The organism is Mesorhizobium sp. ArgA1, from assembly GCF_053714375.1.
The window spans coordinates 15,562-42,205 of record NZ_JBSKBQ010000006.1; the positions used below are offsets into that span (position 1 = coordinate 15,562).

Sequence of the window (26,644 nt, forward strand, 5' to 3'; positions counted from 1 at the left end):
TAAATTTTGAGCCGGCCCGAAAAAACCGTGGCAAGTCGGCATCAGAAGGTGTTGAACACCGCATCGGCCGCCTTCGGCAAGGCACGATCCGGTTGCGCTCGGCAGATGTTGATGATTTGTTGCCGGTCAGCGGAGAATGAGTGATGCGAGAACCTGTCGGTCAAGATGAGTATGGGTCGACCAATTCCTTCGATCCGGACGATCTGCCGAATTTGAACGCGATCGGCCCGGCCATGGGTGGCGGCAACGACTTCGAGAGATACGCCGTCGCCGTGATCATCGTCTTCGGCGCGCTGATCATTGGCGGGCTGATGGCCGCTTCCATGGCCTTCGGCCATCGCAACGGCTTCCTGTTCGCGCTCGGCGGCGCGACCGCCGCCTGGATATCGGGCAATGCGCTGCTGCTCGACCGGCCGCGCATCTACGCGCTGTTCGTTGGCATCGCGGCACTGATGCTGGTGGGATCGACCCTCACACTCGTCCTTTGATCGATCTTCGTTCGACCATGATCTAGTATCCCAGAGCCTCGCCGGATGCGGCGCGGCTGTCGATGGCGCCGTTATAGAGGGCGCCGCCGCCCTTCTCGATTTCTGCAAGGCTCTTGCCGCCGACGAGAATGCCGGCCGCCTGCCCCCAGGTCGAAACGGCGGGATCGAGGTGGTAGCCCATGCCGGCCAGCAGTTTTTCGGTGTCGGGCGACAGGCCGAACGGTTCGACATAGACCGTATCGGGCAGCCACTGATGGTGGATGCGCGGTGCGTCGATCGCCTCCTGGATGTTCATGCCGTGGTCGATGACGTTGACGATCGCTTCCAGCGTGATGGTGATGATGCGCGAGCCGCCGGGGCTGCCGATGACCATGAACGGCTTGCCGTCCTTGGCGACGATGGTCGGGCTCATCGACGACAGCGGCGTCTTCTTCGGCTGGATCGCATTCGCCTCGCCCTGGACTAGGCCGTACAGGTTGGGCACGCCGGGCTTCTGGGTGAAATCGTCCATCTCGTTGTTGAGCAGGATGCCGGTGCCATCGGCGACGACCCCGGCGCCGAACGAGCCGTTCAGCGTATAGGTGACGGCGACCGCGTTGCCGTCATTGTCGATGATCGAGTAATGCGTCGTCTCTTTCGACTCGCCAAAGCCCTTCGGCATCAGGTTCTGTGAGACGCCCGCCCGGAACGGATCGATCTTGTCGCGGATGTCCTTGGCGTACCCCTTGTCGAGCAGTTTCGAGACGGGATTGTCGACGAAATCGGGATCCCCAAGCGCCGAGTTGCGGTCGACATAGGCGTGCCGCATTGCCTCGACCATGACATGCACCGTTTCGGCCGAACCGGCACCGAGATAGGACAGCGGATAGAGTTCAAGCACATTGAGGATTTCGCAGATGATGACGCCGCCCGAGCTTGGCGGCGGCGAGGACGTGATCTCGTAGCCGCGATAGGTGCAGGTTACCGGTTTCAGCTCGCGCACCGTATATTGTTCGAAATCGGCCTTGGCGAGAATGCCGCCCTTGGCGCCACTTGCCTTGACGATGGCATCGGCGATGGCGCCTTTGTAGAAGGCATCCGCGCCCTTTTCGGAAATGGCGGCGAGCGAGGCTGCAAGGTCGGGCTGGAGGAGACGCTCGCCGGCGCCATAGGGCTTGCCGTCGGGCTTCAGGAAGATGGCGGCCGCGGCAGGGTCCTTCGCCAGCCTATCGGCATTGCTTGCGAATGTGGCAGCGTCGCCCTGGTTGAGGACGAAGCCGTCCTTGGCATAGGCAATTGCCGGCGCCATCAAATCCTGGCGTGGCAGCGTGCCGTATTTTTCGCGCGCCATCTCGAAACCTGCCACGGAACCCGGCACACCAACCGCGAGATAGCCATCGAGGCTGGCGCCCTTCACCGGCTTGCCGTCCTTGTCGAGATACATGGTCTTGGTAGCCGCCAGCGGCGCGCGCTCGCGGAAATCGAGGAAGGTCGATTTGCCGTCCTTGAAGCGGATGGTCATGAACCCCCCGCCGCCGATATTGCCGGCATTAGGGTAGAGGACCGCGAGCGCATAGCCCACGGCGACCGCCGCATCGACAGCGTTGCCGCCCTTCTTCAGCACCTCGACGCCGGCTTCCGACGCGAAATGCTGGGCGGTGACCACCATTCCGTGCTCACCCTTGGACGGTTGCGGGGAAGCAGCGAAGACGGCTGCGGCTGGCGTCGCCGCTATTGCGAGCGAAAGGGTGACACCAATCAGCGTCCGGCGGGTCAAGGGCATGGCGGTGCTCCTGGCGTTGGGTGGCGCTGGACCAGATCAATTAGGATGTCTGCCTGTCAGACGATGCCGCCGCTGCCGCCAGCAACGACAGGGCGCTCGGCCGCGACCTTGGCGCGGTAGCCCGCCGCGCGGTATGCGGTGACGGGATCGATGGCGCCGCCGGTTTTCAGCCGTGCCATGGCCAGGATCGGCTCGACATCGGTGCGGTAGGCGGCTTTCAGGGTCTGCGTCGCCATCAGCGCATCATTGTCGTCCTGGAAACCTTCCAGGGCCTTGCGGTCGACCAGCAGCGCCTGCGCATAAGCGCGCTGCACCTCGACCGCCGACAGCATCAGGCTCTCGATCGGGTCGGTGACGTTGTGGCTCTGGTCGAGCATGTGGGCGGGATCGAAACCCTCGGCGCCAGAGAGTTCTGCATCGACCAGTTCGTTGAAGACCAGGAACAGCCGGTAGGGATCGATCGAGCCGGCATCTAGGTCGTCGTCGCCATATTTGGAATCGTTGAAGTGGAAGCCGCCAAGTTTCTTGAACTGGATCAGCCGCGACACGATCATCTCGATGTTGACGTTGGGCGCATGGTGGCCGAGGTCGACCAGGCAGAACGCCTTGTCGCCCAGCTCCTTGGCGATCATGTAGTTGGTGCCCCAGTCCTGCACGACCGTGGAATAAAAGGCCGGCTCGTACATCTTGTGCTCGGTGAACAGCTTCCAGTCGGCAGGCAGCCCGGCATAGACCTCTTTCATCGCGTCGAGATAGCGCTCGAAAGCCTTTGCGAAATTGACCTGGCCGGGAAAGTTCGAGCCGTCGCCGATCCACACCGTCAGCGCCTTGGACCCCAGCGTCTTGCCGATCTCGATGCATTCGAGGTTATGCTCGACCGCTTGGCGGCGGGTGCCGGCATCGGCATGCGACAGCGAGCCGAATTTGTAGGAGAGCTTCTGATCCCTGGCATCGGAGAAGGTATTGGAGTTCATGGCGTCGAAGCCGAGGCCGAAACGCGAGGCCGCTTGCTTCAGCCGGTTCGGATCGGCCTTGTCCCATGGAATGTGCAAGGAGACGGTCGGCGTCGCCTGCGTCAGCTGGCTGATGACGGCGCAATCCTCGATCTTGTCGAAGATATCGCGCGGCTCGCCGGCGCCAGGAAAGCGGGCAAAGCGGGTGCCGCCCGTGCCGACGCCCCAGGAGGGGATCGCGACCGCGAATTTCTCGACCTTGTCCCTGATGGCATCGATGGCGATGCCGCGTCGGTCGAGGCGCTCGCCGAGCGAGGCATAGTCACGCTCAAGGTCAGCCTTGCGCGCGGCGTTACTGCTGGCGACGATGTCGGCGGAGATGATCAATTCGGACACTGCTGTTCCTCCCGGTACTCGCACGGCTGGCGCCGCCCCTCATCCGCCCTTCGGGCACCTTCTCCCCGCAGAACGGGGAGAAGGAAAGCTTAGCGCGTAAAGCTCTGCGCGTTGCCGGCGTCGACATTGATGATGTTGCCGGTGGACTTGGCCGACATGTCGGAGGCCAGGAAATAGATCGCCTCGGCGATATCCTCGGGGAAGACGGAGCGCTTCAGCATCGAGCGCGAGCGGTAGTGTTCCTCGAGATCGTCGGTCGACATCTTGTAGGCGGCGGCGCGCTGTTCCTTCCACTCGCCCGTCCAGATTTTCGAGCCGCGCAGTACCGCGTCCGGATTGACGACGTTGACTCTGATCTGCGCCTCCGCGCCTTCCAGCGCCAGGCATCGCGCGAGATGGATCTCGGCCGCCTTGGCGGTGCAATAGGCGGCGGCGTTGGGTGAAGCGGCAAGGCCGTTCTTGGAGGCGACGAAGACGACGTTGCCGCCGATCTTCTGGGCACGGAACAGGCGAAACGCTTCCCGCGAGACCAGGAAATAGCCGGTCGACAATATGTCCATGTTCTTGTTCCACAACGCCAGCGTGGTCTCTTCGATTGGCGCCGAGGAGGCGAGGCCTGCGTTGGAGACGAGAATATCAATGCCGCCGAATTCGACCGCCGTTTCGGTAAAGCCGGAGACGACCTGTTCTTCCGATGTGACGTTGATCACAACCGGTCGGACGAAGTCCTTGCCATAGGCTTTCGCGAGTTCCTCATTGGCGCTGGCAAGTGCGGTCTCGTCGATATCGGCCAGCACCACGCAGGCGCCTTCGCGCAACAGGCGGCTGGCGGTGGCCCGGCCGATGCCGCCGGCGCCGCCGGTGACTAGCGCGATCTGGCCGGCGAGCGATTTCGGCTTCGGCATGCGCTGCAGCTTCAGATCCTCGAGCAGCCAATATTCGATGTCGAAGGCCTCCTGTGCAGGGAGGCCAACATAGGACGAGACGGTCGAAGCGCCGCGCATGACATTGATGGCGTTGACATAGAATTCGCCTGAGATGCGCGCCGTCGCCTTGTCGCCGGCAAAGGTGAACATGCCCACGCCGGGCATCAAATATACGACAGCGTTGGGATCGCGGATGGCGGGCGAGTCAGGGTGCTTGCAGCTGTCGTAATAGGCCTGGTAGCCGACACGGTATTCGGCAATGTCATCGGCAAGGCGGGCGATGACCGCATCGACATCGGGTTTCGCGGGATCGAACTCGATCACCAGCGGCCGGATTTTTGTGCGCAGGAAATGGTCGGGGCATGAGGTGCCGAGTGCGGCCAGCGGACGCAAATCCCTGGAGTTGACGAATTCGAGCACGGCGGCCTGGTCATCGAAATGGCCGAGCTTGTGGCTCTTTTCCGAAATCAGGCCGCGGATCCTCGGCATCAGTTTTGCCGCGATGGCGCGGCGCTCAGTGGCATCGAGCGATTTGACGACTTCGCCGCCGAAGATGGCCAGGCCCTCGGAACGGCGCTCGAACCACTCGATCGCCTGATTGATGACAGAGATCGTCGTCTCGTAGCATTCCTTAGGTGTGTCGCCCCAGGTGAAGAGCCCGTGGCTTTCGAGAATGACGCCCTTGGCCTCGGGATGTTCGACGCAGAATTTCTCCAGCCACAGGCCAAGTTCGAAGCCAGGCCGCTTCCATGGCAGCCAGCCAATGGCGTCGCCGAAGATCTCCTTGGTCAGCGCTTTGGAGTCCTTCGCGGCAGCGACGGCGATGATGGCATCGGGATGCATGTGGTCAACAAACGGCTTCGGCACATAGGCATGCAGCGGCGTGTCGATCGAGGCCGCGCGCGGATTGAGGTTGAAGGTGCAGTGGGGGAGATAACCCACCATCTCGTCCTCGTGCGCGACACCGCGATAGAGGCCCTTCAGCGCGCGGAGCTTGTCCATGTAGAGGGTGGCGAAACCGTCAAGCTTGATCGAGGCGCTGTCGCCGCCCGAGCCCTTGACCCAGAGCACTTCGACATCATCGCCAGTGAGCGGGTCTTTCTGCCAGATTTTCGAGGAGGTGTTGCCGCCGCCATAGTTGGTGACACGCTTGTCGGAGCCGAGCGTGTTCGAGCGATAAACCAGAAGCTCAGGCTCGCTCAGCCCCTTGGCCTTTGCGTCGTCCCACAGATTGGCAAGGCGCGAGCCGGAGCGCTTGTCGAGCATGATTATCCTCCCTGGGACGCAAAAAGGCGCAGTCCGTTTTGCCGGAAATGTCTACGCAAGCACGCTGCTTGTCAATCACAAACGATCAATACCGATCATATTGCACTGCACAATGAAATTATTTGATCGGAAATGATTGACACTGGTTGTTTTCTAGTGCCTCATGACTGTGCAGGGAGGAACCATGCACGAAAAAGAGCGCCACAGGATCATTCTGTCCGCCGTCCAGGAAAAGCCTGTGGTGACGGTGCAGGAGATGGTCGACCTGACGGACTCCTCCGAGGCGACGATCCGGCGCGATATCGCGGCGCTTCACGTGCAAAAGCGCCTGCGCCGGGTGCGCGGCGGCGCCGAGGCGATCTCGCCGCCGCAGTTCATCGGCCTCGCCGGCCGGCCCTTCTCCGTCAATGAAACGCTCAATGCTTCGCAGAAGCGGGCGATTGCGCGCGAGGCGGTGGAATTGTGCACAGACGGCGAACCGATCATCATCAATGGCGGCACCACGACTTTCCAGATGGTGCATTTTCTGACCGGCCGCCGCATGCCGATCTTCACCAATTCGTTTCCGATCGCCGAGCATCTGCTCAAGCACTCCAAGAACACCGTGATGCTGTCGGGCGGCACGATCTACCGCGAGCAGAACATCGTCCTGTCGCCCTTCGACAATGACGTGACGCGCAATTTCTATGCGCGCCGCATGTTCATGGGCGCGCAGGGTCTCGGCCCGCTCGGCCTGATGGAAGGGGATCCGCTGCTGATCCAGGCGGAGCAGAAACTGATCGACCAGGCCGACGAGCTGGTGGTGCTGGTCGACTCCTCGAAATTCCGCCAGCGCTCCAGCCTGATCCTGTGCGGGCTCAAGCGCATTGCCACCGTCATCACCGATGACGGTATCGAGGATCGGGAAGCCAACATGCTGGAGGCCGCGGGGGTGACACTGATCGTCGCCCGCAAGTCGGCAAAGGAAGAATCTTCGCTGCAAGCCTGAGGCCGACCTCACGCCCGCAGCGACGATGGAATGCAACGCTCAAGGGAGGAATATCAGATGAGCTTTTTGAAGAAATTGATGGTGACGGCCGCGTTCTCGGCCGCCATGTTCGTGAATGCCGCCTATGCCGAGAACGTCAAGATCGCGCTGGTGGTGAAGTCGCTCGGCAACGGCTTCTTTGACGCCGCCAACAAGGGCGCCGAAGAGGCGGCCAAGGAACTTGGCGACGTCGACATCATCTACACCGGCCCGACCAAGGCGACCGCCGAAGCGCAGATCGAAGTGGTCAATTCGCTGATCGCGCAGAAGGTCAACGCCATCGCCATTTCGGCCAATGACGCCGACGCGCTGGTGCCGGTGCTGAAGAAGGCCATGGAGCGCGGCATCACCGTCATCTCGTGGGATTCCGGCGTCGCCAAGGAAGGCCGCCAGCTGCATCTCAACCCGTCCGACACCGGCCTGATCGGCGAGACCATCATCAAGCTGGCCGCCGACTATCTGCCGGAAGGCGGCGAAGTCGCCATCCTGTCGGCTTCGTCCACCGCGACCAACCAGAACGCCTGGATCGACGCGGCCAAAAAAATCCTGCCGGAGAAGTTCCCCAAGATCAAACTCGTCGCCACCGTCTATGGCGATGACGATTCGGCCAAGAGCACAGATGAAGCCAAGGGCCTGTTGAAGTCCTATCCGAACCTCAAGGCGATCATCGCGCCGACCACCGTCGGCGTTGTTGCCGCCGCCCAGGTTGTCACCGACGCGAACCTGATCGGCAAGGTCAATGTCACGGGTCTCGCGCTGCCGTCCGAGTTCAAGAAGTTCATCGACAACGGCTCCAGCCAGGCGGTTGCACTGTGGAACCCGATCGACCTCGGCTACTCCGCCGTCTACCTCGCCCATGATCTGGCGGTGAAGAAGGAAGAGGCGAAGCCGGGCGCCACGCTGTCAATCGGCCGTGTCGGCAAGGTCACGCTCGACGATACGAACTCGGCTGCGATGGCTCCGCCCTTCCAGTTCGACAAGACCAACATCGAAAAGTTCTCCAAGATCTATTGATCCTGGCGTTCTTCGACCTGGCGCGGCGGGACCAAAATCCCGCCGCGACTTTAAACCGACCTTGTTTCGGGGCTTGATACAGATATGGACACGACAGCCCAGCACGGCACGGTGAAGGAGGAGCCCGCGGCTCCTGCCCCGCGCCTGACGCTGTCCGGCGTCTCCAAGAGCTTCCCCGGCGTACGCGCGCTGCACGATGTCAGCCTGTCGCTCTATCCGGGACAAGTCACGGCGCTGATTGGCGAGAACGGCGCCGGCAAGTCGACGCTGGTCAAGATCATGACCGGCATCTACCAGCCCGACGCCGGCACGATCAGCATTGACGGCCAGGCCATCACACTGCCCAGCGCGCATGCCGCCTTCGGCCATGGCGTCACCGCCATCCATCAGGAAACCGTGCTGTTCGACGATTTGACGGTTGCCGAAAACATCTTTCTCGGTCATGCGCCGCGCACACGCTTCGGCACCATCGACTGGCGCATGATGCGCAAGAATGCGCACGAAGTGCTCGACACCATGCATGCCGGCCATATCGACGCCGATGCGCGACTGAAGGACCTCGGCATCGCCAACAAGCACCTGGTCGCGGTCGCGCGCGCCATGTCGATCGATGCGCAGATCGTCATCATGGACGAGCCGACCGCAGCCCTTTCGATGAAGGAAATCGAGGAGCTGTTTTTGCTCATCGAATTCCTCAAGGAGGAAGGCAAGGCGATCCTGTTCATCAGCCACAAGTTCGACGAGATCTACCGGATCGCCGACCGCTACACTGTGTTTCGCGACGGCGAGATGGTCGGCGAAGGGCTGATCAAGGATGCCGGCCAGAGCCAGATCGTGCGCATGATGGTCGGCCGCTCCGTCGACCACATCTTTCCGCAGCGCAAGGCGGAGATCGGCGGGCCGGTGCTGTCGGTCTCGGGCCTGTCGCATCCGACCGAATTCAACGATATCGGCTTCGAGCTGCATAAGGGCGAGATCCTCGGCTTCTACGGCCTTGTCGGCGCCGGCCGCAGCGAGGTGATGCAGGCGATTTCAGGCATCACCCGCATATCGGGCGGAACGATCACGCTGGAAGGCAAGGCGATCGCGCCGAAATCGGCGGCGGATTCGATCGAGGCCGGCATCGTCTACGTGCCCGAAGAGCGCGGCAAGCAGGGCGTGGTGATCGGCCTGCCGATCTTCCAGAATGTCTCGCTGCCTTCGCTCAAGCGTACGTCGAAATCCGGCCTGCTGCGACTGGCCGAGGAGTTTTCGCTCGCCCGCTCCTACACCGAGCGGCTCGACCTCAGGGCGTCCTCGCTCAGCCAGGATGTCGGCACGCTGTCAGGCGGCAACCAGCAGAAGATCGTCATCGCCAAATGGCTGGCGACCGCGCCCAAGGTGATCATCCTGGACGAGCCTACCAAGGGCATCGACATCGGCTCCAAGGCCGCCGTGCACGGCTTCATGGCCGAGTTGGTGGCGCAAGGCCTGTCGGTGATCATGGTGTCGTCCGAACTGCCCGAAATCCTCGGCATGTCCGATCGCGTCGTCGTCATGCGCGAAGGCCTTGTCGCGGCGGTCTACGACAATAGGGGCCTTGATGCTGAGACGCTGGTCCGGACGGCAGCGGGGATCGCGGCATGAAGGCGTTTCTGAAGTACCGCGAGATCTGGCTGGCGGCGGCCATCGTCGTGTTGATCGGGCTGATCTCGACGCGCTTCCCGGGCTTTGCCGATCCCGGCAATCTCGGCCAGGTGTTCAACGACACGTCGATCCTGATGATCCTGGCGCTGGGACAGATGGTGGTCATCCTGACGCGCTCGATAGACCTGTCGATGGCCTCCAATCTCTGCTTCACCGGCATGGTGGTGGCGATGCTGAATGCGGCGCATCCGGCGATCCCGATCCCGCTGCTGATCGTCATTGCACTCGCCGTCGGGCTGGTGCTCGGCGCCATCAACGGCCTGCTGGTCTGGCGGCTGAACATCCCGTCGATCGTGATGACATTGGGCACGCTGACTATCTATCGCGGCGCCACCTTCGTCCTGTCCGGTGGCGCCTGGGTCAATGCCGACAAGATGAGCCCGGAGTTCATCGGCTTCCAGCGTGCAGCTTTCCTTGGTATCCCGGTTCTGTCCTGGATCGCCATCCTGGTCATCGCGCTGTTCTTCCTCGTGATGACGCGCACCGCGCTCGGCCGCTCGATCTACGCCATCGGCGTCAATCCGACAGCCTCGGTCTATGCCGGCATCGATGTCGGCCGCACCAAGTTCATCGTCTTCTGCATCTCAGGCATGATCGGTGGCCTCTCCGGCTACCTCTGGATCTCGCGCTATGTCATCGCCTCGGTCGAGGTCGCCAACGGCTACGAGCTCAACATCATCGCCGCCTGCGTCATCGGCGGCATTTCGATCGCCGGCGGCATCGGCTCGGTCGGCGGCGCGGTGCTCGGCGCGCTGTTCCTCGGCATCATCTCCAACGCGCTGCCGGTCATCAACATCTCGCCCTTCTGGCAGATGGCGATTTCGGGCAGCGCCATCATCCTCGCCGTCGTGCTCAACGCGCGCGGCGAACGCCAGCAAGGCCGCATCATCCTGCGGAAAGCGGAGGCGGCATGAGCAACGTGCCTGCCCCGCGCCATATTCCTGACCGGCTCGACAAGCCGCTCTCCTCTGCGATCTTTTCCTGGGAGGCACTGCTGGTCGTGGTGGCCGTCACCATCTTCGCCATCAACAGCTTCGCCTCGCCCTATTTCCTCGACGCCTACTCGCTGTCGGACCTGACCTTCAATTTTACGGAGAAGGGCCTGATCGCCTTCGCCATGGCGCTGCTGATCATTTCCGGCGAGATCGATCTGTCAGTCGCCGCCATTATCGCGCTCGCCTCGACCATGATGGGCATGGCGGTGCAGGCTGGCGCCGACACGCCGGTGCTGGTGGCGATCGGCATCGCCGTCGGGCTCGGTTGCGGCGCCTTCAACGGGCTACTGGTGACGAGGCTCGGCCTGCCCTCCATCGTCGTCACCATCGGCACGATGAGCCTGTTTCGCGGCATCGCCTTCATCATGCTCGGCGACCAAGCCTACAAGGGTTATCCCGAAAGCTTCGCCTTCTTCGGCCAGGGTTATGTCTGGTGGGTGGTGTCGTTCGAACTGGTGCTGTTCCTCATCGCGGCCGTCGTCTACTGGTTCATCCTCCACCGCACCAGTTTCGGCCGGCGTGTCTTCGCCATCGGCAACAATGCGGTTGCGGCGCAGTTTTCCGGCGTGCGCGTCGGCCGCATCAAATTCGTCTTGTTTTGCCTGACCGGGCTGATGGCGGGCATCGCCTCGGTGCTGATCACCTCGCGGCTCGGCTCGACGCGGCCGTCGATCGCGCAAGGCTATGAGCTCGAAGTCATCACCATGGTTGTGCTCGGCGGTGTATCGATCCTCGGTGGCTCCGGCAGCATTTTGGGCGTCGTGCTCGCTGCCTTCATCATGGGGCTGGTGACCTTCGGCCTCGGTCTGCTCAACGTGCCCGGCATCGTCATGTCGATCTTCATCGGCCTGTTGCTGATCGTCGTCATCGCACTGCCGATCGTCTGGCGGCGGCTGCGTGGTAACAGCTGATGCCTGAGAAATACGCCTTCAAGATGAAGCTCAAACCCGGCATGAAGGCCGAGTACCAGAAGCGCCACGACGAGATCTGGCCGGCACTGGTGGCGCTGCTGAGACAGGCCGGGGTTTCCGACTATTCGATCCATCTCGATGATGAGACCAACATCCTGTTCGGCGTGCTGTGGCGGCGCGACGACCATGGGATGGCCGACCTGCCGAAACACCCGGTGATGCAGCGCTGGTGGGCCCACATGGCCGACATCATGGAGACCAGGCCCGATAACGAGCCGGTGGCCGTGCAGCTGGAAACAGTGTTCCATATGGCATGAGTGGGCTACGCCATATCGCCGTCATCGACATCGGCAAGACCAACGCCAAGGTGGCGCTGGTCGATCTCGTTACGCTGAGCGAAGTCGCGCTGCGCCGGATGGCCAATGCACCGGTGCGGCAGGCGCCCTACCCGCATCACGATGTCGAGGCGCTGTGGACGTTCATCCTGAACAGCCTGGCCAGCATCAACCGCGAACAACGCATCGACGCCATTTCGATCACCACCCATGGCGCGACGGGCGTGCTTGTCGATGCGGCGGGCGAGCTGGTGCTGCCTGTGCTCGACTACGAGTTCGATGGCCCCGAGAAGCTGGCGGTGGAGTATGACGCCGCCCGTCCGCCCTTCGCCGAGACCGGCACGCCGCGCCTGCCGCTCGGCCTCAATCTCGGCGCGCAATTCTTCTGGCAGCAGAAGCGTTTTCCCTCGGAATTCGCCAGGGCCAGCGCAATGCTGATGTATCCGCAATACTGGGCGCTGCGGCTGACCGGCATCGCTGCCAACGAGGTAACATCGCTTGGCTGCCACACCGATCTTTGGAACCCGTGGGCTGCGGATTTCTCGTCGATGGTCGACAGCCTGAAATGGCGCAGCCTGATGGCGGCGGTGCGGTCGGCCAGGGATCAGCTCGGCCCGATCCTGCCGGCGCTTGCGGCGCGAACCGGGCTTGGTCCGCGGACGCCTGTGTTCTGCGGTTTGCACGACTCCAATGCCTCGCTGCTGCCGCATCTCCTGTCCGACGCGCCGCCCTTCTCGGTCGTCTCCACCGGCACCTGGGTGGTGTCGATGGCGGTCGGCGGCACGGAGATCGCACTCGACGCAGCGCGCGATACGCTGGTCAATGTCAGTGCACTGGGTGGGCCCGTACCCTCGGCGCGGTTCATGGGTGGTCGCGAGTTTTCCCTGCTGACCAAGGACAAACCGCAGGATTGCAGCGGCAGCGATGTGCTGACTGTTCTGACAAGAAAGATGCTGCTTCTGCCCTCGACACAGCAGGGATCAGGACCGTTCCCGCACCATGAAGCGGTATGGCGCGATGCGGACGGCATCAGCAAGGCAGAACGCTTCGCCGCCATCTCGTTCTATCTGGCGCTGATGACGGCCACGTGCCTTGACCTAGTCGGCGCCGACGGTCCGACGACCGTGGAAGGACCCTTTGCCCGCAACCGGCTGTTTGTCGGCATGCTGGCCGCGGCCACCGGACGTACCGTCATCGCTTCCGAAGCGGCCACCGGCACCAGCATCGGAGCGGCGCTGCTGGCAACGGATCAGGTAATAGCGCACGGCAAAGGCGAGAGGATAGAACCGCAGGCCGACCCGATCTGGGCCGCCTATGTCAGCGCGTGGCGCGCGGCTGTAAGCGCGCAGGGCTGATCACAGGATCCGCTTGCCGAAGGCCGACATGACGAAGTTGACGGCGTCTGTGCCTATCCTGGGCTCCAAGTCGGCGGTCATCCCTGAAACGTCCATCGACAGCAGCCCGCCGGACAGCGCTACCGCCTCCATCGCCTGGTGCGTCTCGCGCACCGTCAGTCCGCCGGAGCCGGCGGCCCAGCCGGCGAATTCGGTGGCCGTCGGCGAATAGCTGACGTGAAAGCCTTGCGTGCCTGACGAAGCGATGCGGATCGCCTCATGCATCAGGTCGCGCATGCCCATGGCGTCGATGTCGGTCATGGTGAAGGCGGAGACACGCGAATCCTTCAGCACCCGCGCTTCGGCAGGATCGGCGTGGCGCAGGCCGATGATGACGACATTTTCCGGCGACAGCTGCGGCTGCAGCGCGCCGGCCTTGTGGTCGAGACCGAGTATGCGCGCCAGTACCGAGCCTTCCGGCAATTCGCTCCCGTCTTCGTCCTCGGGCATCAAAGCGGCGATGGAATCGATCCAGATCAGGCCGAAGGAATGCGTCGCGCGCGCCGTTGCGGTCAGCGCCTTGTGGGCGACGCGGCGGTCGGCGCCGGCAGCGAGCCGGATCAGGCCTGAGGGCGGGCGCTCGACATCGGCGAGTTCGACAACGTCGAAATTCATCGCCTCCAGCCGCGCGCCGGTGCCCTCCCGAGCGAGAATCCCGGCGGCGGCCGGTTCGGCCGAAATGGACACAATCTTGCGGCCGGAGAAGTCGGCGACGTCGTGCATCGGAGCCTTTTCGACATATTCCGAGGTCATCGCCAAAAGCATGGCGCCGTAGTTCATGCGGAAGGCGACGCGGTCGCCGACGGCGGGCCGTGGATCGGCATCCTGCACGTCGAGCAGCAGATGATCGCTGGAAGCGCCGAGAACCCTTATCCCCTTGGCGATCGGCGTCAGCCCTTCGACCAGCACGTCCTCGCGGCCGATATTGGCGATGGCACGCAGCCGGTCGCCTTCATCCGGGAAAACAGGCTGGTTGCCGAAAGCGTCGTAACCGGATTCACCAATGGGCCGCGACGGCTTGAGCTTGACCTCGATGATATCGCTGGTCAGGCGGCAGGCATCGGGTTCGAGTTCCGGCCACGGCACGTCGCGGAAGGTCTCGATGCCGCCTTGCAGGATCGCCTCGCCGACCCTGAGATTGTTGATGCCGGCGGGCAGCTTGCCTTCGAGCAGCAGCGTCAGCGACGACGAGGCGCCGCCGGAAATGAAGTCGAGGCTTTTGCCCGACACGCGCTCGGTCTTGTAGGCATGGGCGACGAGCTGACCGAGATTTTCCGGCGTCGGCATGATGGCGCCGAAACAGCCGAGATTCGTGCCGATGCCGGCGATGCGCACGCCTCTAAATTCCAGGATCTGCTCGACGGTCGGGATCAGATCGCTTGGCCAGATACCTTCCCTGAGATCGCCGAGATCGATCATCAGCATGATGTCGTGGACGCGGCCCATGCGCTCGGCGATGCGCGATATCTCGCAGATCGTGGTCAGCTCCGACTGCAGGCTGATGTCGACGGTGCGCACCACTTCCTCGACGCGCGCCATGGGCGGGCTGCGCAAAAGCATGATCGGCGCGCTGATGCCGCTGTCGCGCAGCCGGCGGATGTTTTCGAAACGCGATTCGGCGATGCCTGCAACACCGCCGCGCAGCATGGCGCGCGCCACTTGCGGCATGCCGCATGTGCCCTTGGTGACGCCGAACACCTTGATGCCCGACAACGCGCAGCGTTCGACGATGATGCGCGCATTGCGCTCGATGCGGCCAAGATCGATGGCGACTTGCGGTCCCGACATCCTAGCCTCCGTAGACCAGACCTTGCGGGTCGATCTCCGGCTTGCGGCCGGCAACGAGGTCGGCCAGGAATTTGCCCGAGCCGCAAGCCATGGTCCAGCCGACATGGCCATGGCCGGTGTCGAGATAGAGATTGTCGTAGCGCGCCTGGCCGATGACCGGTACCGAGGTCGGCATCATCGGTCGCAAGCCTGCCCAGAGTTCCGCCTTCTTCTCGTCGAAGGCACCGGGGAACAGGTCCTTGCCGGTTCTGAACATGGCGGCGAAGTCGCTCGGCTTGTGGGTGCGGTCGAAGCCGGTGAATTCGGCGGTCGAGGCCAACCGCAAACGGTTGCCCAGCCTCGAATAAGCGGTCAGCTGGTCCTCGTCAGCGCCGCCCATGGTCGGGCCTTTGCTCGCGTCCTCCAGCGGAATGGTCGCTGTATAGCCTTTAACCGGATAGACTGGCAGGTCGATACCGTAGCGGCGACCGAGCAGGCCGCTTTCCGGCCCCATCGCAATGACCACGGCGTCGCCGGTGACAGGTCCGGCCGTGGTCATCACCGCGCGCACCTTGTCGCCTTCGATGTCGAGGCCCTCGACCGTCCTGCCGAAGAGAAACTTCACGCCGAGCTTCTCGGCCGAATACGCGGCGAGGTTTTCCACGAACTGCCGGGAATCGCCTGTCTGGTCGATCGGCGAATAGACGCCGCCGGCGATCTTCTCTTTCACTCCGGCGAGACCAGGCTCCAGTTCGATCAGCCGGTCGCGGCCGACGATCTCGATCGGCAGGCCGTGTTCGGCGAGATAGCGATAATTGTCCGTGCCGGTGTCGAGACTGTGCTGCGAGCGGAAGAAATAGAGGATGCCCTTCTTGCGCTCGTCATAGTGGATGCCTGTGTCGGCCGAGATGGCATTGATGCAGTCGCGAGAATAGAGTGCCAGGCGCAATTTGACCCGGCTGTTGGCGCGCAGGCGGGCCACCGTGCACTGGCGCAGGAAGCGCAGGCTCCAGGCGAGGAAATAGGGGTCGAAGCGCAGCCTGACTTTAATGCCGAGATCATGGTTCCAGAGCGCGCGCAGGAAAGTCTTCAGCGCCGCCGGCGAGGCCCAGGCGGTGGCGTCGCCCGGCGAGACCAGGCCGGCATTCGACTGACTGGTTCCGCGTGCCGGCGCCGGATGGCGCTCGACCACGGTGACCTCGTGGCCATCGGCGGCCAGATAATAGGCGACGGCCGTCCCGACAACGCCGGCCCCGAGCACCGTTATCCTCATGCTACCCCCCAAATGCTCCTCGCGGCGCAGCGCCTCCACGCCGCATCAGCGAATGCCTTCAATAGCGCTTCGCCGCGCGCCTTGCGAGCCCTTGGGGACGCCAGGCTCAGCCCCGGGCGGAGTTCTTGCTGGTCAGAATGCGCTCCCAGGCGAGTGCGTCGGCGACGATCTGGTCGAGATCGTCGCGCTGCGGGGTCCAGCCGAGTTCGGCGCGCGCAAGGTCGGAATTGGCGACGATGGCGGCGGCGTCGCCGAGACGGCGGTCGCCCATCTTGACCTCGAAATCCCGGCCGAAGGCGCGGCGCACGCTGTCGATGACTTCGAGCACGGAATAACCGTGGCTGTAGCCGCAATTGGCGACGAGGCTGGTGCCCCCCGCGCGCAGCCGCTCCAGCGCCAGGCGATGCGCCGCAGCCAGGTCGCTGACATGGATGTAGTCGCGCATGCAGGTGCCGTCCGGCGTCGGATAGTCGGTGCCGAACACCTGCATGAAGGGCCGCTTGCCGAGCGCGGTCTCGCAGGCGACCTTGATCAGATGGGTGGCGCCCGGCGTCGACTGGCCGGTGCGGCCCCTGGGATCGGCGCCAGCGACGTTGAAGTAGCGCAGCGCCGTGTAGCGCAAGGGGTGCGCCAGCGCCGCATCGCGCAGCATCCATTCGCTCATCAGCTTGGACAGGCCGTAGGGCGATTCAGGCGCCAGGCGGGCATCCTCGCGCACCGGCTCCAGCCCGGCGCCGCCATAGACGGCGGCGGTGGACGAGAAGATGAAATTGGGCACGCCCTCTCGTACGGCGGTCTCGATCAGCGTGCGGGTCTTCGAGGTGTTGTTCTCGTAATAGGCGAGCGGATCCGTAACTGATTCCGGCACCACGATCGAACCGGCGAAATGGATGATCGCGTCGATACGATTGTCCCTGATGATCTGGCCGACCAATTCCTTGTCGGCAACATCGCCGACGACCAGCTTCGCTTCCGGCGCCACCGCCCATTCGAAGCCGGTGGAAAGCCGATCGAGAACGACGACGCTCTCGCCGGCATCCAGCAGTTCCCAGACCATGTGGCTGCCGATATAGCCGGCGCCGCCTGTCACCAAAACCGTCATTCCGTATCCTCGCTATTCAAGATTTATCGGAAACTGTCTCAAATGCCGCTTTACTGGAAAGACCGCCGCGGGGCTATACAAGGCCAGTGTGTTAAGTCCGTAACAGTCTCAGCGGCCCAAGGCATCGTAGTGAAACAAAGTTGATGCACATCAAGGGAATAAGCCACGATCCCGTATCGTTAGGAACAGGCGCGGGGCGTGGCATTTTGACCAAACAGGGCCCGGTGGACGACGAATGGGCCAATGATTATGATCCCGCACAAAACTGGGAAGGCGACATGAACTATCAGCGGTTCTTCGAGGAAGCGATCGATCAGCTCCATGCCGAGCGGCGCTACCGCGTTTTCGCCGATCTCGAGCGCATTGTCGGCAAGTTTCCGCGTGCCATCTGGCGTTCCAACGGCCGCGCCGAGGAAATCACCGTCTGGTGTTCCAACGACTATCTCGGCATGGGCCAGAACCCGGATGTCATCGCCGCGTTGCAGAACGCGGCCGGCAAGATGGGCTCGGGCGCCGGCGGCACCCGCAACATTTCGGGCACCTCGAACCCGCTGGTCGAGCTCGAAGTGGAACTGGCCGATCTGCACGACAAGGAAGCGGCCCTGGTCTTCACCTCCGGCTTCGTCTCCAACGAGGCCTCGATCTCGACCATTGCGCGGCTTTTGCCCAACTGCCTGATCATCTCGGACGAGTTGAACCACGCTTCGATGATCGAGGGCGTGCGGCGCTCGGGCGCCGAAAAGAAGATCTTCCGCCACAATGACGTCGCGCATCTCGAAAGCCTTTTGCAGGCGGCGGGTCGCGAACGCGCCAAGCTGATCGTCTTCGAGAGCGTCTATTCGATGGATGGCGACATTGCGCCGATCAGAGAGATCGTCGAACTGGCAGAACGCTACAATGCCATGACCTATGTCGACGAGGTCCACGCCGTCGGCATGTACGGACCGCGCGGCGGTGGCATCACCGAGCGCGAAGGCCTGGCCGACCGCATCGACATCATCGAAGGCACGCTCGCCAAGGCGTTCGGCACGCTCGGCGGCTATATCGCCGGCAACAGCGCCATCATCGACGCAGTGCGCTCCTACGCGCCGGGCTTCATCTTCACCACGGCGCTGCCGCCGGCGATCGCCGCCGCCGCCACCACCTCCATTCGGCATCTGAAGCGTTCGCAGGCCGAACGCGATGCGCAGCAGCGCCAGGCGTCGCGGACCAAGGAGGTCCTCAGCGCCGCCGGCCTGCCGGTGATGGAGTCGCCGACACATATCGTGCCGGTGCTGGTCGGTGACCCCGAACTCTGCAAGATGGCCAGCGACCGCCTGCTCGGCGTGCACGGCATCTACATCCAGCCGATCAACTACCCGACCGTGCCGCGCGGCACCGAGCGGCTGCGCATTACGCCGACGCCGTTCCATACCGATGCACTGATTGCGGGTCTGCAGGACGCGCTGGTCGAGACATGGGATGCGCTCGGCATCCCCTACGGCTCCGCCGGACGACCCGCCGTCGCCAAGAGCGAGCGGATTGTGCCCCTGCTGGTGCCGAAGTCCGGCGGCTGAAGCCGTTTGAAACTCGCTCCGACGGCCATCTGACACAGGTTTCTCCGCTTCCGGTGCTCACGGACCCAAATGTCCGCTGCGCTCCGGTTCTCGAAACCCACGCCAGCTGACTCGTCGGAACGGCTTTCAATCCGGCTTCAGACGGCTCAGAAGCTTTTCATCCACCTCGCCAGGCGATGCGCTGCTTCCTCGAGCTGATCGAGGCGGCGGTGGAAGCACAGCCGCAAAAACGCTTCACCGCCGGGGCCGAAGGCGGTGCCGGGGGCCAGGCCGACATTGGCCTTGTCGACGACGTCGAAGGCGGCCCGGCGCGGATCGGTGATGCCGTCGACCGTGAAGAACAGGTAGAACGCGCCTTGCGGCACGGTGAAGCGCGCCTTGCCGGTGGCGCCGATTATGTCGCAGACCAGGTCGCGTGCCGCATGCGCGCGATCCACCTGCTCGACGATGAAGGCATCGCCATGGTCGAGGGCAGCGATGGCGCCGCGCTGCATGAACTGGGCAACACCCGAGGTCGAATACTGGATCAGGTTCTCGAACACCTGCTGCAGGTCGGGATGGGTCTTGATCCAGCCGATGCGCCAGCCGGTCATCGCCCAGTTCTTGGAAAAGGAGTTGACGAACAGGATGCGGTCTTCCGCGGTCGAAATGTCGAGGAAGGACGGCGCGCGGCCACCGCCGTAGTGGAACAGCGAATAGATCTCGTCGGCGATGATCCACAGGCCCTTTTCACGGGCGAGATCGAGGATCGACTGCAGCGTTTCCTTGTCGGCGGTCCAGCCGGTCGGGTTGGACGGCGTGTTGACGAACAGCGCCTTGGTGCGGGGCGTGACCGCGGCTGCAATCTTGTCGACATCGCAGGACCAGCCATTGCCGGACTGGTCGAGCGTGACCGCAACGGGAGTAGCACCGGAGACACCGGCGGCGGCGGCAAAATTCGGCCAGGCCGGGGAGAGATAGACGACCTCGTCGCCACTGCCAGCGACGGCGGCAAGCGCCAGTTGGATGGCGTGCATGCCGGAACCGGTGGCGATGAATTCTTCCTCGGCGAAATTCTTGCCGAAATGCCTGAGATAGTAGCGGGAAAGCGCTTGCCGCAGCTCCGGAATGCCTTTCTGCCAGGTGTAGAAGGTCTCGCCATTGGCGAGCCCCTTGGCGGCGGCTTCGGAGATGAAGGCAGGCGTCGGCAAATCACCTTCACCGGCCCAGAGCGGGATCATCCCCTCGCGCGTGCGCCCGTAATTGACCACGGCGACAATGCCGCTTTCAGGGGCGGCAACGGCTTCGGCGCGCAAACTATCGATCAAGGTCATGGACAGGTCCGTTTTGATGTCAGGTGAGTGCTTTTAACAGAAGCAGCAACAGAAAACCCCGGCCGCGAATGACCGGGGTTTTGGTCCAAGGACCTGCCTCGGCGCTATTTCCTGGCGAGGAGATCGCGGATCTCGGTGAGCAGTGCGACGTCAGCTGGCGGCGGGGCCGCTGGTGCAGCAGGCTTCTCGCGCTCAAGCCGCTTGCGCAGATTGTTCACGGCCTTCACCATCAGGAAGATGATGAAGGCGAGGATGAGGAAGTTCAGCGTCGCGGTGATGAAGCTGCCATAGGCAAGGACCGCGCCCTGCCCCTTTGCCGCATCCAGCGTCGGGGCGTTGACGGCCGAGGAAAGTCCAAGGAAATAGTTGTTGAAATCCAGTCCGCCGAAGATCGCGCCGACGATCGGCATGATGACGTCGTCGACCAGCGAAGTGACGATCTTGCCGAAGGCAGCGCCGATGATGACACCGACGGCCAAGTCCATCACATTGCCCTTGGAAATGAATTCCTGGAACTCTTTCAGCATTCGACCCTCCTTGTCATGGCAGGCCGCGCTGCCGCCGTCCTTCGGCGCCGGCCCGCGCATACCATAACAAAAACCTGAGGTTGCAACAGAAGCAAAAGCGGAAAACACCGCATTCTCTTTACCTTAGGTCACAGGCTCGACAGGCGGCGCGTCGTCGCCATGCGCCGAAAGCCGCGATGGACTCGACCCCAAAGCTGTGATTGCGTCTGGCCAGGCCGCATGAATACTGGCTGGAGGAGGACTTTCGAGCCGTGCAGGGCTGGTTCATTGTCATCATTGCCGTCGCCTATGTGACGCTGCTGTTCGTCATTGCCAGCCTCGGCGACCGGCGCTCGGCGGCTTCCGGGCCCGGTCGTGCCCGACCCTTCATCTACGCGCTCAGCCTCGCCATCTACTGTACCTCCTGGACCTTCTTCGGCTCGGTCGGCCTGTCGTCGGAGCGCGGACTCGAGTTCCTCGGCATCTATACCGGCCCGGTGCTGGTGTTCGTGTTCGGCTTTCCCCTGCTCAACCGCATCGTGCGGCTGGCCAAGAGCGAGAAGATCACCTCGATCGCCGACTTCCTCGGCGCCCGTTACGGCAAGAGTTTTGCCGTCTCGGCGATCGCCACGGTGATCGCCACCATTGGCGCGGTGCCGTATATCGCGCTGCAACTGAAGGCGATTTCCGGTTCGGTCGGCCTGATGGTCGAGCACTATACCGGATCGCCGCCATCCTTCGATCCGTTCGTCAGCGACATCTCGCTGGTCGTGGCCATGCTCTTGGCGCTGTTTGCAGTGCTGTTCGGCACCCGCCACGCCGACGCCACCGAGCACCAGGACGGGCTGGTGCTGGCGGTGGCTGTCGAAACCGTGGTCAAGCTCGCCGCCTTCCTGGCAATCGGCCTGATGGTGACCTTCCTGATCTTCGGCGGACCGGGCGATATGATCGACAAACTGGCCGAGAACAACCAGGTGCGGCTGGCGATGGGCTACAACACCTCGCTCGCCACCTGGCTGGTGCTGACCTGTCTGAGCGGCTTTGCCATCATCATGCTGCCGCGCCAGTTCTACGTCACCATCGTCGAGAACCGTGGCGAGGCCGAACTGCGCACCGCGACCTGGGTGTTTCCGCTCTATCTCGTGGCGATCAACCTGTTCGTGCTGCCTATTGCCTTCGCCGGCCTGTCGCTGGTCGGCGGCAGGACCAGCAGCGACCTCTACGTGCTTTCACTGCCGCTGTTCAGCGGCCATGACGTGCTTGCCATGGCGGCCTTCATCGGCGGCCTGTCGGCGGCGACCGCCATGGTCATCGTCGAAAGCGTGGCGCTGTCGATCATGATCTCCAACGATCTCATCATCCCGCTGTTCGTGCGCCGGCTGCTCAAGACAACGACCTCGGAGAATGAGGACTGGTCGACGCTGATCCTCAATGTACGGCGCGGTGCGATCTTCATCCTTTTGTTCATCGCCTTCCTCTACTATCGCGAGAGCACCAACTCTGCGCGGCTTTCCTCCATCGGCCTGATGTCGTTTGCGGCCATCGCCCAGTTTGCACCGGCGCTGATCGGCGGGCTGATCTGGCGCGGCGCCAATGGCCGGGGCGCGGCCCTGGGTATGGTTGCCGGCATCCTCGTCTGGGGCTACACGCTGCTTTTGCCTTCGCTCTCCGCAGCCGACGCCGACATTGTCGTGCATGGCCTGTTCGGTTTCGAAGCGCTGCGGCCGCGGGCCTTGTTCGGCACCGTCGCCGAGCCGCTGAATCACGGCGTGCTCTGGAGCCTGTCCGTCAATACGCTGTTCTTCGTCCTTGGCTCGCTGTCGCGCGCGTCGGTGCCGCTGGAACGCATCCAGGCGTCCATCTTTGTGCCGCGCGAGGCCAGTCCGATGCCAAGCCTGCGCCGCTTCCGCACCGCCATCACCGTCAACGTGCTGAAGGACACCATTTCGCGCTATCTCGGCGTCGAGCGCACCGAGCGCTCCTTCCAGTCCTTCGAGAAAAGCACCGGCGTCTCGCTCTACGGCAATGAGCAGGCCAGCATGGACGTCATCCGCTTTTCCGAGCAGCTGCTGGCGAGCGCGGTCGGCTCGTCGTCAGCGCGGCTGATCCTGTCGCTTTTGTTTCGCCGCAACGACCGCGAATCCAAAGATGCGTTCCGCCTGCTCGACGACGCCACCGAGGCGTTGCAGCACAATCGCGACTTGCTTCAGATCGCGCTCGACCAGATGGAACAGGGCATTACCGTCTTCGACCGGGATTTCCGTCTGATCTGCTGGAACCGCCAGTACCGGTTGCTATTTGACCTGCCCGACGAGATGGGCCAGGTCGGCGTCTCGCTCGACCGCATCCTGCGCCATCTCGCCGAGCGCGGCGACATTCCGGCCGACCAGCGCGTGGCCATGCTCAACCGTCTGACCAGCTTCGTCAGCCCGTGGCAGATGGAGCTGAAGACCAGCGGCCGCATCCTAGAATTGCGGTCCAACCCGATGCCGGACGGCGGCATCGTCGCCACCTACGCCGACATTTCCGGACGCGTCGAACAGGATCTGGCGCTGAAGCGGGCCAATGAATCACTGGAGCAGCGGGTCAAGACGCGCACCGTCGAACTGACGCGCGTCAATGAGGAACTGGCGCAGGCGCAGATGCTGGCCGAGGAGGCCAATCTCGGCAAGACGCGCTTCCTCGCCGCCGCCGGCCACGACATCCTGCAGCCCTTGAACGCCGCCCGGCTCTACTGCTCGTCATTGATCGAAAAGGCCGGAAAGGGGCCGGCTGGCAAGGCCGCCGTCAACATCGAATCCTCGCTGGAATCGGTCGAGACGATCCTGGGCGCCGTGCTCGACATTTCTCGCCTCGACGCCGGCGCCATGAAGCCGGATGACAGCGCCTTCCGGCTGGACGGGCTGCTGCGCCAGATCGGCAACGATTTTCAGCCACTCGCCGCCGAAAAGAAACTCGACCTGACGATCATGGCCTCGTCGCTCAGCGTGATGACGGACCGCAATCTCCTACGCCGGCTGATCCAGAACCTGGTCTCCAACGCCATCAAATACACGCGCCATGGCCGCATCCTGGTCGGCGTGCGGCGGCGCGGCGAGCTCGCCGAGATCCAGGTGATCGACACCGGCATCGGCATTGCCGGCGACAAGCTGAACACGGTGTTCCGCGAATTCACCCGGCTCGATGAAGGCGTGCGCGAGGCCGAAGGCCTCGGCCTCGGCCTCTCCATCGTCGACCGCATCGCCCGTGTGCTCAGGCTCGAGATCCAGATCTTTTCCCACCCCGGCAAAGGCACGCGCTTTTCCGTCATCCTGCCGATTGCTGCCGTTGAGGCGCCGCGGCGCGAGGTTGAGCTCAAGGCGCCTGCTCGCACCGCGAACTCGCTGGCTGGGCTGCGCGTCATGTGCATCGACAATGACGCCCGCATTCTCGACGGCATGCGGCTTTTGCTCGAAGGCTGGGGCTGCAGCGTCGGCACCTTCTCCGGATCGGAGGATTTCACCAGGGTCGACATCCATCGTCCCGACATCGTGCTTGCCGACTATCATCTCGACGGCAGGAGCGGCCTCGACGTGATTGTGCGGCTGCGTGACATCCACGGCCGGGACCTGCCGGCCGTGCTGGTCACCGCCGACCGCTCCACGGAGGTTCGTGCCGCTGCCGCCGCCCTCGATGTGCCGGTGATCAACAAGCCGCTGAAGCCGGCCGTGCTGCGCTCGATGCTATCAAGGGTCAGGCCGCTGGCTTCGGCGGCGGAATAGCCACGCCGGCCCGTCTCAGCGGTGTCCAAGGCTTACGAGGTAGGCGCAGAACATGTCGGCCATGGCATCGGCATAGGCTTCGATCTCGGCGTCGGTGCGGGGGCTTCCTGAAAAGTCCTTTCCCACTGAGCTCAGCGTCGCGCCGATCACGCCACCGGCCAGCGTACGGACGGTTTCCGGGCCCCCGGGCAAGGCTTCATCCAGAAAGGTCTGAACGGTGCGCTCGCCAGCGTCCCTTGCCTCGTGCGCCTCGGGTGCGTCGCGATAAAGCGGAGCGGCGTCATTGAGCGCCCCGCGCACGGCAGCCTCATCGCACTCCGAGCGGATGAAGGCATGGACAAGCCTGCGCAACCGCTCCAGCGGTGGCCGCTGTTTGTCCTCGAGTATGGTGCGCAGCAGGCCGCCCGTCTGCTGCCACTTATGGCTTTGCAACCGGAACAGCAGGGCGGCCTTGTTGGGGAAATACTGGTAGAGCGAGCCGACGCTAACGCCGGCCCTTTCGGCCACGCGCGTGGTGGTGAAACGCTGCGCGCCTTCGCTCGCCAGAACCTGAACAGCAGCTTCCAAAATCGCCGCAATGAGCTCGACCGCGCGAGCCTGCTTAGGCTGCTTTCGCGAGGAAATAGAATGGCTTGGACGTTCCGTCATGGTCCTGTCCGGCAATGCGAATTGGAAACCTGAAGGATTATTCGTATTTTCAGCACGACACAAGAACGCAATGTTTTTCCGACTGGAGACTTCGATGACCACCCTCACCCCGCTCGCGCCCTTGCTCGCCCGCCTGTTCAAGGAGGCGGAAGCAGCGTCGAGCCCCGCAGCGGCCGGCTTCTCGCCCGACGAGAGGGAACGCCTACTGCACAGCAAGACCGAATATGTCGATTTCTACGGAAGGCTGAAGGACCTGTGGCTCGCGGTTTCGCCGGAGACCGGCACGCTGCTCTACATGCTGGCGCGCAGCAGCGGCGCCCGCGTCATCATCGAATTCGGCACCTCGTTCGGCATCTCGACGCTCTATCTTGCCGCGGCACTCAGGGACAATGGCGGCGGCCGTCTGATCACCACCGAGTTCGAACCATCCAAGGTGATGCGGGCCAAGGCCAATCTGACCGAGGGCGGCCTCATCGATCTGGTGGAAGTCCGCGAGGGCGATGCGCTGCAAACGCTGAGCGCCGATCTTCCCGAAACGATCGATCTTTTGCTGCTCGATGGCGCCAAGGCGATCTACCCTGAGATATTGAGCCTGGTCGAAAGCCGGCTCAGGCCCGGCGCGCTGGTGATCGCCGACAACGCCGATTTCAACCCCGAATACCTCGAGCGCGTACGCGCGCCTGCATCGGGCTACATGTCGACGCCGTTCGGCGACGACGTCGAACTGTCGGTGAAGTTGCGCTAAGGCCGCCGGCGGACTGCTTGGCCGGGACAGAACAGAGCTGAGCGCCTTCGGCGCTCAACCCACCGGCTGCAGCGGGTCGTTGCCGATCTTGGACAGCTGGATCACCGCCTGGGTGCGGCTGTCGACGCCGAGTTTTTGCAGGATGGCCGAGACATGCGCCTTGATCGTCGCTTCGGAGACGCTGAGCTCATAGGCGATCTGCTTGTTGAGCAGGCCTTCGGCCAGCATGCCGAGCACGCGCGTCTGCTGCGGCGTCAGCGTCTGCAGCCGCTTTATCAGGTCTGATATTTCGGGATCGCGCTCGACACCGAGATCGATGCCGACGGGCGCGGCGATATCGCCGGCCAGCACCGTCTGCACGGCCGCGCGGATCTCCTCCATGCTGGCCGATTTGGAGATGAAGCCGGACGCGCCGAGGTCGAGCGCACGCCTTATCGTCACCGGGTCGTCGTGGGCCGACACCACCACCAGCGGCACCGCCGGATGGATGCCGCGCAGCGAGATCAGGCCAGACAGGCCGCTGGCGCCCGGCATCGACAAATCGAGCAGCACCAGGTCGACATCCTCATACGCCACGACCAGCGCCTTGGCGCTCTCGAAATCGCCGGCCTCGTGGATGGCGGCAACATCGCCAACGCCGGCAAGCGCCTCTTTCAACGCGCCGCGGAAAAGCGGATGGTCGTCGGCGATGACGAAGGTGTAGCCCGACGGCAAATATTCCTCCCAAATCCCGTTATCATTGTCTGCTTTTGCGGGACCGGACGATTATGCGGCGAAGTGTTGCATTTTCAAGCGGCAATGGCCGGCCGCTGAATTTTCC

At 63.3% G+C, this 26,644-nt stretch carries 21 protein-coding genes; 11 read left to right on the forward strand and 10 right to left on the reverse strand.

The window, feature by feature from the left end; all coding sequences use genetic code 11:
- The first annotated feature begins 143 nt into the window (after positions 1–143).
- Positions 144–488, forward strand: a complete 345-nt coding sequence (locus ACWGTI_RS15870; RefSeq protein ID WP_454587986.1) for a hypothetical protein — start codon at positions 144–146, stop codon at positions 486–488.
- Positions 489–510: 22 nt separating this feature from the next.
- Here ACWGTI_RS15870 and ggt read toward each other — a convergent pair whose 3' ends face one another.
- The 3 genes from ggt to ACWGTI_RS15885 all read right to left on the reverse strand — a co-directional run bounded on the left by ggt (position 511) and on the right by ACWGTI_RS15885 (position 5,791).
- On the reverse strand, positions 511–2,250 hold the full coding sequence (ggt, locus tag ACWGTI_RS15875; RefSeq protein WP_454587987.1) for a gamma-glutamyltransferase: 1,740 nt from the start codon (positions 2,248–2,250) through the stop codon (positions 511–513).
- Positions 2,251–2,306: 56 nt separating this feature from the next.
- Positions 2,307–3,599 (reverse strand): L-rhamnose catabolism isomerase, encoded by a 1,293-nt coding sequence (rhaI, locus tag ACWGTI_RS15880; protein WP_454587988.1) that lies wholly within the window; start codon positions 3,597–3,599, stop codon positions 2,307–2,309.
- Positions 3,600–3,688: 89 nt separating this feature from the next.
- Complete coding sequence (locus ACWGTI_RS15885; protein ID WP_454587989.1) at positions 3,689–5,791, reverse strand: bifunctional rhamnulose-1-phosphate aldolase/short-chain dehydrogenase; 2,103 nt, start codon at positions 5,789–5,791, stop codon at positions 3,689–3,691.
- A 184-nt stretch (positions 5,792–5,975) separates the two neighbouring features.
- On the opposite strand from ACWGTI_RS15885, the gene ACWGTI_RS15890 reads away from it, so the two are divergent.
- From ACWGTI_RS15890 to ACWGTI_RS15920, 7 genes are all read left to right on the forward strand, one after another.
- Positions 5,976–6,779, forward strand: coding sequence for a DeoR/GlpR family DNA-binding transcription regulator (locus ACWGTI_RS15890; RefSeq protein WP_454587990.1), 804 nt, complete (start codon positions 5,976–5,978; stop codon positions 6,777–6,779).
- 57 nt (positions 6,780–6,836) lie between these two features.
- Positions 6,837–7,832 (forward strand): rhamnose ABC transporter substrate-binding protein, encoded by a 996-nt coding sequence (rhaS, locus tag ACWGTI_RS15895; RefSeq protein ID WP_454578380.1) that lies wholly within the window; start codon positions 6,837–6,839, stop codon positions 7,830–7,832.
- 84 nt (positions 7,833–7,916) lie between these two features.
- A complete protein-coding gene (locus ACWGTI_RS15900; RefSeq protein ID WP_454587991.1) occupies positions 7,917–9,458 on the forward strand; it encodes a sugar ABC transporter ATP-binding protein in 1,542 nt (513 codons plus the stop codon).
- Complete coding sequence (locus ACWGTI_RS15905; protein ID WP_454587992.1) at positions 9,455–10,432, forward strand: ABC transporter permease; 978 nt, start codon at positions 9,455–9,457, stop codon at positions 10,430–10,432. Before ACWGTI_RS15900 ends, ACWGTI_RS15905 begins: the two co-directional genes overlap by 4 nt.
- The gene (locus ACWGTI_RS15910) at positions 10,429–11,424 is read left to right on the forward strand and encodes an ABC transporter permease (protein WP_454587993.1); all 996 of its coding nucleotides are present in this window, start codon (positions 10,429–10,431) and stop codon (positions 11,422–11,424) included. Before ACWGTI_RS15905 ends, ACWGTI_RS15910 begins: the two co-directional genes overlap by 4 nt.
- Positions 11,424–11,741: an L-rhamnose mutarotase gene (gene rhaM / locus ACWGTI_RS15915; RefSeq protein ID WP_454587994.1), complete on the forward strand. Its 318-nt coding sequence runs from the start codon at positions 11,424–11,426 to the stop codon at positions 11,739–11,741. The genes ACWGTI_RS15910 and rhaM overlap by 1 nt, the downstream gene beginning before the upstream one ends.
- Positions 11,738–13,114, forward strand: coding sequence for an FGGY-family carbohydrate kinase (locus tag ACWGTI_RS15920; RefSeq protein ID WP_454587995.1), 1,377 nt, complete (start codon positions 11,738–11,740; stop codon positions 13,112–13,114). The genes rhaM and ACWGTI_RS15920 overlap by 4 nt, the downstream gene beginning before the upstream one ends.
- On the opposite strand, the gene ACWGTI_RS15925 is transcribed toward ACWGTI_RS15920, so the two are convergent.
- The 3 genes from ACWGTI_RS15925 to galE form a co-directional block, all read right to left on the reverse strand.
- A complete protein-coding gene (locus ACWGTI_RS15925; protein WP_454587996.1) occupies positions 13,115–14,941 on the reverse strand; it encodes an alanine racemase in 1,827 nt (608 codons plus the stop codon). It lies immediately after the preceding gene.
- Between the two features lies 1 nt (position 14,942).
- Complete coding sequence (locus ACWGTI_RS15930; protein WP_454587997.1) at positions 14,943–16,193, reverse strand: D-amino acid dehydrogenase; 1,251 nt, start codon at positions 16,191–16,193, stop codon at positions 14,943–14,945.
- A gap of 106 nt (positions 16,194–16,299) precedes the next feature.
- A complete protein-coding gene (gene galE / locus ACWGTI_RS15935; RefSeq protein WP_454587998.1) occupies positions 16,300–17,295 on the reverse strand; it encodes a UDP-glucose 4-epimerase GalE in 996 nt (331 codons plus the stop codon).
- A 278-nt stretch (positions 17,296–17,573) separates the two neighbouring features.
- Between galE and hemA the strand changes: the two genes are divergently transcribed.
- Positions 17,574–18,851 (forward strand): 5-aminolevulinate synthase, encoded by a 1,278-nt coding sequence (gene hemA / locus ACWGTI_RS15940; RefSeq protein WP_454588173.1) that lies wholly within the window; start codon positions 17,574–17,576, stop codon positions 18,849–18,851.
- Positions 18,852–18,997: 146 nt separating this feature from the next.
- On the opposite strand, the gene ACWGTI_RS15945 is transcribed toward hemA, so the two are convergent.
- Complete coding sequence (locus tag ACWGTI_RS15945; RefSeq protein WP_454587999.1) at positions 18,998–20,164, reverse strand: pyridoxal phosphate-dependent aminotransferase; 1,167 nt, start codon at positions 20,162–20,164, stop codon at positions 18,998–19,000.
- Positions 20,165–20,268: 104 nt separating this feature from the next.
- Positions 20,269–20,691: a large conductance mechanosensitive channel protein MscL gene (gene mscL / locus ACWGTI_RS15950; protein ID WP_023669649.1), complete on the reverse strand. Its 423-nt coding sequence runs from the start codon at positions 20,689–20,691 to the stop codon at positions 20,269–20,271.
- A gap of 251 nt (positions 20,692–20,942) precedes the next feature.
- Here mscL and ACWGTI_RS15955 point away from each other — a divergent pair, with 251 nt between their 5' ends.
- Positions 20,943–24,431 (forward strand): PAS domain-containing hybrid sensor histidine kinase/response regulator, encoded by a 3,489-nt coding sequence (locus ACWGTI_RS15955; RefSeq protein WP_454588000.1) that lies wholly within the window; start codon positions 20,943–20,945, stop codon positions 24,429–24,431.
- 15 nt (positions 24,432–24,446) lie between these two features.
- On the opposite strand, the gene ACWGTI_RS15960 is transcribed toward ACWGTI_RS15955, so the two are convergent.
- Positions 24,447–25,079: a TetR family transcriptional regulator gene (locus ACWGTI_RS15960; protein WP_454588001.1), complete on the reverse strand. Its 633-nt coding sequence runs from the start codon at positions 25,077–25,079 to the stop codon at positions 24,447–24,449.
- A 94-nt stretch (positions 25,080–25,173) separates the two neighbouring features.
- Here ACWGTI_RS15960 and ACWGTI_RS15965 point away from each other — a divergent pair, with 94 nt between their 5' ends.
- Complete coding sequence (locus ACWGTI_RS15965) at positions 25,174–25,824, forward strand: O-methyltransferase (protein ID WP_454588002.1); 651 nt, start codon at positions 25,174–25,176, stop codon at positions 25,822–25,824.
- 54 nt (positions 25,825–25,878) lie between these two features.
- On the opposite strand, the gene ACWGTI_RS15970 is transcribed toward ACWGTI_RS15965, so the two are convergent.
- The gene (locus ACWGTI_RS15970) at positions 25,879–26,538 is read right to left on the reverse strand and encodes a response regulator transcription factor (RefSeq protein ID WP_454588003.1); all 660 of its coding nucleotides are present in this window, start codon (positions 26,536–26,538) and stop codon (positions 25,879–25,881) included.
- Positions 26,539–26,644 lie beyond the last annotated feature (106 nt).